Below are 8,441 nucleotides of genomic sequence, written 5' to 3' on the forward strand. Positions count from 1 at the left end.
CCATTGGGTAAGGCCGGAACCTTTTGGCAACTTCCACCCGCACCGCGTGGAAAAAAGAATTTCCGACTACTTGAGCCTCACTCCCCCCCTTCCTCTTGGACGATGGGCTGGGGTTGGTCGCAGCAGAGGCGCGCTCGGGAAGTGTTTTCTTCAATCGGGTTTGAAACGACTGCAGTTTGAAATAGCCATCATCGGCATCCCTGCGGACTTTCCGCTGCCGAGGGCGGGCCTTGTTGCGAAGGGATCCCAACTTCCCTGCCCTGATGGCCAGCCCTGCCGGTTCTAGAGCTTGGTGCCGCACTCGGCGCAGAACTTGTGCAGGCTGGGGTTTTTGGTGCCGCAATTGGGGCAGTAAATCAGCTCGGCGGCTTGCTCCAGTTGCCGCTTTTCCGGCAGGCCGATCATCTGGTAGTTGGCTTTGCCGGCGGGCACCATCGGGTAGCAGTTCTCGTCCCGCTTGACCACAAAATCAGCCACTACTGGCCCCTCATGGCGCAGCATCTCTTGGATGGCGTCGTCCACTTGATCGGGGTGATCGACGCGCATGCCCTTGACGCCAAAGGCTTCAGCCAGCTTGACGAAATCCGGCATGCCCGGAGTCATATCCGAGTGGGAGTAGCGCTCGCCGTGGAAGGCCTGCTGCCACTGCCGCACCATGCCCTGCCAGCCGTTGTTGATGATGGCCACCTTGGTGGCAATGCCGTACTGGGCCACCGTGCCCAGCTCCTGCATGTTCATCTGGAAGCTGGCGTCGCCGCTGATGCAGATCACCTCGGCGTGGGGCAGGGCCACTTTGACCCCCATGGCCGCCGGGAAACCGTAGCCCATGGTGCCCAGGCCAGAACTGGAGATCCACTGGCGCGGCCCGTTACGCAGAAACTGCGCCGCCCACATTTGGTGCTGACCGACATCGGTGGTGTAGTAGGCGTGGGGAGCATGGCGACGAAAGGCATCGATCACCTGCTGCGGGGCGATCACGCCCTCATAGCGGGGCACCTGCAGGGGGTAGTCCCGTTTCCAGCGCTCGATCCGCTCCAGCCAAGCCTGCGTCTGGCCAGGGGTGTGGGGCATTTTGCTCAGTTGCGCCAACAGCTCCACCAGGACGGTGCGCACATCTCCCACAATCGGCACGTCCGGAGTGCGGTTTTTGCCCACTTCTGCCGGGTCGATATCAATGTGGATAACCTTGGCGTGCTTGGCAAATTCGTCCAGCTTGCCGGTTACGCGGTCGTCAAAGCGGGCCCCCACGGCAATCAGCAGGTCGCACTCGGTAACGGCGAAGTTGGCGTAGGCGGTGCCGTGCATGCCCAGCATCCCCACCGAGAGGGGATCGTTCTCATCGAAGGCCCCTTTGCCCATGAGGGTGGTGGTCACCGGGATCTGATAGGTGTGGGCCAGCTCGGCAATCTCGGCATGGGCACCCGAGATGATGGCCCCGCCCCCCACGTAGAGCAGGGGCCGCTTGGCCTGCAGGATCAGCTTGGCCGCCGCGTGGATCTGGCGCGGGTTCCCCCGCACCGTGGGCCGGTAGCCGGGGATGTTGACTTCGCTAACCGGCTGGTAGTCGAACTCTTCCAGCCCCACATCTTTGGGAATGTCGATCAGCACCGGCCCCGGTCGCCCGGTGCCAGCAATGTGAAAAGCCTCGGCCACGATCCGAGCCATTTGGCGCGGATCCCGCACCACGTAGGAGTGCTTGACGATGGGCAGGGTGATGCCAAAGATGTCGGTCTCCTGAAAGCCGTCGGTGCCGATCAAATGGCGGGGCACCTGGCCGGTGATCACCACCATGGGCACAGAGTCCATCATGGCATTGGCAATGCCCGTCACCAGGTTGGTTGCTCCTGGCCCCGAGGTGGCGAAGCACACCCCCACCTTGCCGGTGGCGCGGGCGTAGCCATCGGCAGCATGGGCGGCGGCCTGTTCGTGGCGGACTAGGAAATGTTTGAGTAGCCCTTGGGATTCGGCCTTGTACAGCTCGTCGTAGATGGGCAAGATCGCTCCTCCTGGATAGCCGAAAATGTGCTGCACCCCATGTCGATGCAGGCTATCCACCAGTGCATAGGCCCCTGTTGCCACGATATCTTCTCCCCACTGAAGACGACCGAGCGCTCAACCTGAAGGGTTTGAGCTAGAAGACCAGCCAGCTATTGGCCGGCTTTTTAGGTTGTGTATTTAATTCAACAGTCTAGCAGGGGTTTGCTCCGCAGGGTTGAGATTTACCTGGGGGGTGGCAACCGGTTTTTTCCTTCACCCTGCTTTTGCCTTGGAGAGCCCTTTAAGGCTGAGCTGTCGCATCCCCAGCAGAGGTGGCTCTAGATGAGAAGGGATCCGCTGCCCTGGGGATCCTGCGCTGCAAAACCTGCCCAGGCCGACGTGAGACCATCCGGTTCTCAGAGGGTTGAACCTGAAATTGATGGCATCCTCCCCTCAATATTTATTGAGGGGATTATTGCCCCTCGAGCTCCCCTACTTCTCTAAAACCTGCTGTTATCTATCTAGGTTTGATGATTGCGATGCTGGTCGGCAACCCGCTGGCTGGCCTCAAGACCGGCCCAGAGCCGGTTTTTGCCCAGTCTTCTGTCTCAGCAATCGATGAAGAAACTATTGGATTGCTCGCTTAGTTGTTCCCGCTGCTTCCGTTGAAGAAGTCGAACTGGAGCGGGAGAATGGGCGCTGGGTTTGGAAGGTGGGGTTTGCCAACGACATTGAGGTCAAAATCGATGGCAGAGCCGGGAAAATTCTAGACATCGATGATGACTGGTAGTTGGGCTGCTGAAAGAGCCCAAGAGAGGGCTGACGAGTTCTATCGGATCCTCGAGCGGCTGCTGCGCAGGATGAGCCATGCCAATTCCAAGGCCGGCCCCAGCACTCGCCAGGCGCGAAAGCAAAGCAGCAGGGATCCCTGTCCGTGCCAGCCGGTGTGGGCGAAGGTCAAGCGCAGGTGGCAAGCCAGCGAGGGGGGGAGGGTTGCCAAAAGCCCTAGGCACTGCCCCGTCAAGGCCGGGTCGGCAAAGCCGATTTCCAGGCCGCCTCGCCAGGACTGGATCTGGATCCCCTCGGCCAACCGCCTCAGAAGGGGCCAGAAGCGAGGCCAGTCGGCAAAGGAGAGACGGCAGCCCACCCAGGCTGGCCAATGCCCGCGAACGTATAGGGACCCGCAGCGCCATTCCCAACCCCGACGGCTGCCCCGCAGAGCCAAGCCCCTCCACCCGCGCCATTCCCCAACCCAGGCGAGGGGGCCCTGCCAAGGCTTGCGGTAGCGCAGCAGGAGCTGTTGTGGCCAGAACAAAAACAGCCCCAACCCCGTGACCAGCAACAGCCCTGCCAGGCGCTGGATGACCTCAGGCCAGCCCATAGCGAGCCAGAAAACGGGGCAAATCGACCACCTGACAGGTATAGGATCCCTGCATGACCAAGCGCCCCTGCTGCGTGATCTTCACCTGAAATTCAATGCGCCTTCCCACCGCTTGCACAACCTCAACCTGAACGTGTAGAGGATCCCCGACCACGGCTGCCGAGCAGTGTTCCAGGGCAAAGCGGATCCCGACGACGGCTTCTTCCCCCTCGTAGAAGGGCTGCAAGGTGTTGTGGCCGCACCGCTCGATCAGCGCCAACAGCGCCGGGGATCCGATCACCCTCACGCCGGGGTTGCCCAGGGCCTCTGCCGTTTGCTCGGGGCCGGGGATCCCTTGCCAGGTGCCGCGGGTGCCGAGAGGAACAGGTTTCACGGTCTGGGAGCCCCAACAGGCGAGGGTGGGCATTTAGCGGGATGCAGTCCTGGACTGCCACAGGCGCCAGCCCTGCCCAAGCAAGAGGCAGAGAACCAGGATCCCGACGAGAACCACCAGCACCAGGGCCCGCTCCAGGCGGGTGGCATAGAACCCCGTCACCGTCCAGTTGCGGCTGAGGTTGGAGCCCAAAATGGCAAGCATAGCCAGGCCCAAAGCTTGGGTCCCTGTCCAAGGTGCCCTTCCCCTTTCTTGGTTTAGGGCTATGGGCTGCAGCGCTGCCAAGATCAAGGCGGTGATCAAGGCTGCCAGCAAGAAGGCCGCCTGCGGCTGGGCGTGGACGAAATAGCCCACCCCCAGCGGCAGGAGCAGGCTGGCCAGCGTCAGGCCGATCCCCGTCGGCAGCGGCCTGTCTTGCCCGTACACCCAGTGGACAAGCGCTGCCAGCCCCATGCTCGCCATGCCCAGGTACAGCGCCGCCGCCACATAGGGCTGGGTGAGGTCGATCCCGGCCACCTGCAGGTTGAACTGGTGCAGCAGGTTTTGCAGCAGGGGTTGGGCCGACAAAAACAGGGCGGCCATTGCCCCCCAGCGGCTGGGAAAAGCCAGACACCCCAGCCCCAGCAGCGCCGCCCCGTAGGATCCCCCCAGCCGCAGCGCCAGCAGCGCCCCACCGCCTACCAGCGTCAGGCTCACACAGGCCCGCCAGAGCAAGGCCTCTTTCCCCTCGGGTGCCGGGATCCCGCCCTCCAAAGCCAGCAGAGCCCACGAGAGCAGCACCCCCGCCCCGTACAGCAGCGCCCAAAAGGGATCCTGGTACAGCCCGTTGCGCACCAGGGCCAAAGCCAGCGCCGTCGCCACCAGCCATCCCACACCGTGCCCCAGGGCCGACAGCAGCCGGTTGGAGCCCACCTCGCTGTCGCGCGAGGACTCCGTCCCGCTGGCGGGAACGGGGAGGATCAGCAGGGGCAGCGTGCCCGCCACCAGGCTGAGGGCAGCCAGCCCCACCGGCAGCAGCACCGACCAAGGGAGATCTTGGGGGGAGCCCATCTCCAGCAGGCGGGATCCCCAGGTCAAGGCGGCGATGCCGCTCCAGCCCTGGCCCAGACCCATCAGCACAGACAGCATCTCCGCCTCGGCCAAGCAGCCCAGCAACGGGATCCCCACCAAGCCCATCCCCAGGCCGCAGCCCCACAGCAGCAGAGAAAAAGCAGCTCCCGCCTCAGATTCCTCGAAAGCACCGCGGGCTAGGCCCCACACGCTGGCCAAGCTGAGCAGCAGCACCGCCAGCCCCTGCCCGGCCCGCCCGCAGCCGCTCAAGCCCAGCAGACCCAACCCCACCAGTCCCCCCAGCAACACCGCTAGCGGGATCGGCTCCGACAACTGTCCCAGCCCTGCCCCCAGCGCCGCCAAGGCTGCCAAGCCCAGCCCCACTGCCGGCTGCCAACGGCGAAGGGATCCCCAGCGGCGATAGCGAATCGCTTCCAACAGCAAAACCACCAAGCCAATTGCAGCCCCAATCGCCAGCGCTCCGCTTACCATCTCCCCCTCCTGACCAACCCTTCCTCAACTATCGCCGATCTTGGTCTGGCCATCGAAGGACTCCGTCCCGCTGGCGCAAACGGCAAAAGGGTTGACAGAAACTTGGTGCCTTATCCCCCAGCCGGGGAAGGGCAATGCCCCAAGCCGCCGAGGCGGTGGCAAAGATAAGCTGGAAAAGAGCAGCGAGCGGGCGTTCATGTCTTCCGAGCATTACAAGTTCGACCTCTTCTTGCGTTACCACCGGGCCCAGGCCCGTTGGGCGCGGCAGTTGGCGGAGCGGCTGGATCGGGAGGGCTTCAAGGTCTGGTTTGACCGCTGGATGCTACAGCCAGGAGACGACCGCCGGCTGGAGCTGCAACTGGCCATCGAACAGTGCCGCTGGGTCGGGGTGGTGGCCTCGCCGGAGTTTGTCGCCAATCCCTGGCCCAGAGATGAGCTCTACAGCGGCTTCTCCCACGCCCCGCCCCGGCAGAACCAGCGCCTGCTGACGCTGCTGCACACGCCCGCCGAGCTGCCCCGCCCCTTGGCAGAAGCGCCGCTGCTGGACTTTAGCGGCTCCGATGAGGATCCGGTGCTGTTCGAGTACCGGGCCCGGGAGCTGATGCACTTTTTGGATCCCAGCTTTCCCGCCCCCGGGGATCTGCAGCGATTTCGGCTGCAATACCGTCGCCGCGAGGAACTCCCTGAAGATGAGGAGGTGCGGGGGTTCCAGGCCTTTTTGCGGGCCATTCAAATGGCCATCCTGCGCATTGCCACCGGCGAAATGCCCTCTGCCACGCCGGAGGAAGGAGCACGCAAGATTGCCATTTTGCAATTTATTCAGCGGCTGTTTCAGTGGAACAGCGCCGACATTCAATTTGAGCGGGCCGAGGAGTGGCGCAAGCGGGGCAACCTGAGCGAGGCGCTGGCCGCCTACGACCGTGCCTTGAACATGGATCCCAACTTTGCCCTGGCCTGGAGCCGGCGCGGCGATGTGCTGGTGCAGTTGGCCCGCTACCGCGAGGCGGTGGACAGCTACAACGGATCCCTGAGCATCAACCCCTACGACGAGGAGACGCGGCTGCGCCTGGCCCTGATTTTGGGGCGCCTGGGCCAGTACAAAGCGGCGGTGGTCAACTACGACAAGGTGCTGGAGAGCAACCCCGAAGATGCCTTGGCCTGGCACAATCGCGGCATTCGCCTCATGCAACTGAAGCGGCCCAAGCTGGCCCTCAACAGCCTGAACAAGGCGCTGCGCTACAACCCCCAACAGCCCCGCACCTGGCTGGCGCGTGGGATCGTGCTGCGGCGGCTGCGGCGGCCCAGCTCGGCGGCGGCCAGCTTTGCCCGCGTCCTGAAGCTCAACCCCAGAAGTGGCCGGGTCTGGCGCTACCAAGGCAATGCCCTGTTCCACTGCCAGCGGCTGCGCTCGGCCATCGAGTGTTACAAGCGCTCGCTGCGGCTGCGCCGCCGGGATCCCATTACGCTCCACAACCTAGGGGTGGCTCTGCTGCGCCTGGGGCAGTATCGGCTGGCCAGCAAGGCCCTGGAACGTGCTCTGCGCTACGACGCCGACAACCCCAAAAGCTGGTATGCCCGCGGCGTGGCCTTCCAGAAATTGGGCTACCTGAGGGAGGCTTGCATTCACTTCGAGGAAGCCCTGAAAATCCGGCCAGAGGACTTCCCGGCTCGCTACGCCCTGGCGGTGGCCCAGCAGGAGCTGGGGCAATACGAAGCCAGCCTGGAGCAGTTCCGGCGCCTGGTGCAACAGCGTCCCGGCAGCTTTGCCTGCTGGTTTGGCCAGATCACCAGCCTGCGGCGCTTGGGCCGGTTGGAAGAAGCCCTTGCTGCCGCCCAACAGATGACCCGCCTCAACGAACGGGATCCCTGGGGCTGGTTTGCCTTAGGGCTAGTGTATGGCGACCTGAAAGGGGCAGAAAAAGCGGTGGAGGCCTACTCGCGGGTTTTGCAGCTCACCCCAGAAGACGCGGTGGCCCTCAACAACCGCGCCTGGGAGGCCCTGAAGCTGGGGAAATTGGAGCTGGCTCTAGCCGACGCCCAACGGGCCACAGAACTGGAGCCGCAGCGGCCCGCCTTCTGGCATACCTTGGCGCTAATCCAACTACAGGCCGGCCAGCAGGAGGCGGCCCAGGCCAGTTTGCAGCGCTGCCTGGAACTGGATCCCCAGTTTCAGCCGGCCCAAGCTGCTCTGCAGGAGCTGAACCGCGCCGGCTCCAGCTCGCCGACACCGTTGCCGGGCAACTTTGCCGAGAGCCCTGCTGCTGACGCGCCGGCAGGAACGGCGCTGCCAGAACTGAAAACCCTCACCCCTCAAGAGGAGCCGCAACCGGTAGACCGTAGGCCCCTACCGGATCCCTCCGCTTAGCCCTTGTCTTGTGCCAATCCCCACAACGCCCTGACTGGATTTATGCCCAGGGACAGCTTGCCTCCCTGCCTGACAAAACTCCACCGGCTCAGGGCTATGTAGACCATCCGCGAACTGAAGCGCGGAAGCAGGCTACTGAGCAGGGGGAGAACCTCAGCCTTAGCAATATACAAACTGTGCTGTTCAGAGGGGCCGTCAGCTCTCCCCCGTTCACAGCAAGGGCAGGCCGCGCAGTCGTCGCAGTTGGTTGATATGGGCTGGGCAATCACACCCGAACAGGGCAATGGCGGCGTTGCTCTCTTCGAGGGTGAACTCCAAGAAAAGATGCTCCGCCGCCTCGACCTCAGCTTCAGATGGGTTGGGATCCCCTATCTCTGGCCAAGGGAGCGGGTGCCGCCACGGCAAAGAACGAGAGCGGACAACACTCAGATCAAATTGAGGCACCTCCAGAGCAGAAGCCCAAGCCATAGGAGCAGGCGACAGCAGCAACGCCCACAGAGCCGGTGTAGCCCACCTAGCCCAACGCCAATAGAAATGAGGGATCCCTGCCATCAATCTGACCAACTCACCGTAGCGGTAGTGTACCACTGGTTTTGGCTTCTGTCAGGAAAGAGAAACTCCATCAGCCGAAATGACCGTAAAGTGGTTGAGCTTACAGCCTGTTAAGGGCTCAAGGGGTACAATAGCAGCACTTAGCAAACCAACTTTGGAAGGAGGATGGATTGATCAGTAGTAAAGAAGTCTTCACTATCTGCTCCATGCTATATTTCCCAATTCTGCAAAGCTGCCGAATAAAATGCTTC

7 protein-coding genes and 1 pseudogene are annotated in these 8,441 nt (G+C 63.0%); 2 read left to right on the plus strand and 6 right to left on the minus strand.

The features are described 5' to 3' along the window. Nucleotides 1–282: 282 nt before the first annotated feature. Nucleotides 283–2,079: a biosynthetic-type acetolactate synthase large subunit gene (gene ilvB / locus ACVWXC_RS05530; RefSeq protein ID WP_457391519.1), complete on the minus strand. Its 1,797-nt coding sequence runs from the start codon at nucleotides 2,077–2,079 to the stop codon at nucleotides 283–285. A 532-nt stretch (nucleotides 2,080–2,611) separates the two neighbouring features. Here ilvB and ACVWXC_RS05535 point away from each other — a divergent pair. Then, nucleotides 2,612–2,767 carry a PepSY domain-containing protein gene (locus tag ACVWXC_RS05535; protein WP_346426067.1) on the plus strand — a complete coding sequence of 52 codons (156 nt, stop codon included), beginning with the start codon at nucleotides 2,612–2,614 and terminating at the stop codon, nucleotides 2,765–2,767. Between the two features lie 39 nt (nucleotides 2,768–2,806). On the opposite strand, the gene ACVWXC_RS05540 is transcribed toward ACVWXC_RS05535, so the two are convergent. From ACVWXC_RS05540 to ACVWXC_RS05550, 3 genes are read right to left on the minus strand one after another with little or no spacing between them, the layout of a single operon-like run. Continuing rightward, complete coding sequence (locus tag ACVWXC_RS05540; protein WP_011430890.1) at nucleotides 2,807–3,358, minus strand: hypothetical protein; 552 nt, start codon at nucleotides 3,356–3,358, stop codon at nucleotides 2,807–2,809. Further along, nucleotides 3,345–3,731: a thioesterase family protein gene (locus tag ACVWXC_RS05545; RefSeq protein WP_099813344.1), complete on the minus strand. Its 387-nt coding sequence runs from the start codon at nucleotides 3,729–3,731 to the stop codon at nucleotides 3,345–3,347. Before ACVWXC_RS05545 ends, ACVWXC_RS05540 begins: the two co-directional genes overlap by 14 nt. A 33-nt stretch (nucleotides 3,732–3,764) precedes the next feature. Beyond that, nucleotides 3,765–5,273: a hypothetical protein gene (locus ACVWXC_RS05550; RefSeq protein ID WP_011430892.1), complete on the minus strand. Its 1,509-nt coding sequence runs from the start codon at nucleotides 5,271–5,273 to the stop codon at nucleotides 3,765–3,767. Nucleotides 5,274–5,469: 196 nt separating this feature from the next. Between ACVWXC_RS05550 and ACVWXC_RS05555 the strand changes: the two genes are divergently transcribed. After that, the gene (locus ACVWXC_RS05555) at nucleotides 5,470–7,638 is read left to right on the plus strand and encodes a tetratricopeptide repeat protein (protein ID WP_457391522.1); all 2,169 of its coding nucleotides are present in this window, start codon (nucleotides 5,470–5,472) and stop codon (nucleotides 7,636–7,638) included. A 210-nt stretch (nucleotides 7,639–7,848) separates the two neighbouring features. Here ACVWXC_RS05555 and ACVWXC_RS05560 read toward each other — a convergent pair whose 3' ends face one another. Together ACVWXC_RS05560 and ACVWXC_RS05565 are read right to left on the minus strand one after the other, a co-directional pair. Then, entirely contained in the window at nucleotides 7,849–8,106 is a 258-nt protein-coding gene (locus ACVWXC_RS05560) for a hypothetical protein (RefSeq protein ID WP_049749773.1), read from the minus strand. 202 nt (nucleotides 8,107–8,308) lie between these two features. Next, nucleotides 8,309–8,441, minus strand: a pseudogene (locus ACVWXC_RS05565) (IS630 family transposase); the annotation flags it as partial.

The organism is Thermostichus sp. OS-CIW-20 (assembly GCF_054061455.1).

Bases quoted from the DNA above. Each gene is read 5' to 3' on its own strand.
- ACVWXC_RS05560 (WP_049749773.1), bottom strand. From the start codon at position 8,106: ATGGCTTGGGCTTCTGCTCTGGAGGTGCCTCAATTTGATCTGAGTGTT.
- ACVWXC_RS05555 (WP_457391522.1), top strand. From the start codon at position 5,470: ATGTCTTCCGAGCATTACAAGTTCGACCTCTTCTTGCGTTACCACCGG.
- ACVWXC_RS05540 (WP_011430890.1), bottom strand. From the start codon at position 3,358: ATGGGCTGGCCTGAGGTCATCCAGCGCCTGGCAGGGCTGTTGCTGGTC.
- ACVWXC_RS05550 (WP_011430892.1), bottom strand. From the start codon at position 5,273: ATGGTAAGCGGAGCGCTGGCGATTGGGGCTGCAATTGGCTTGGTGGTT.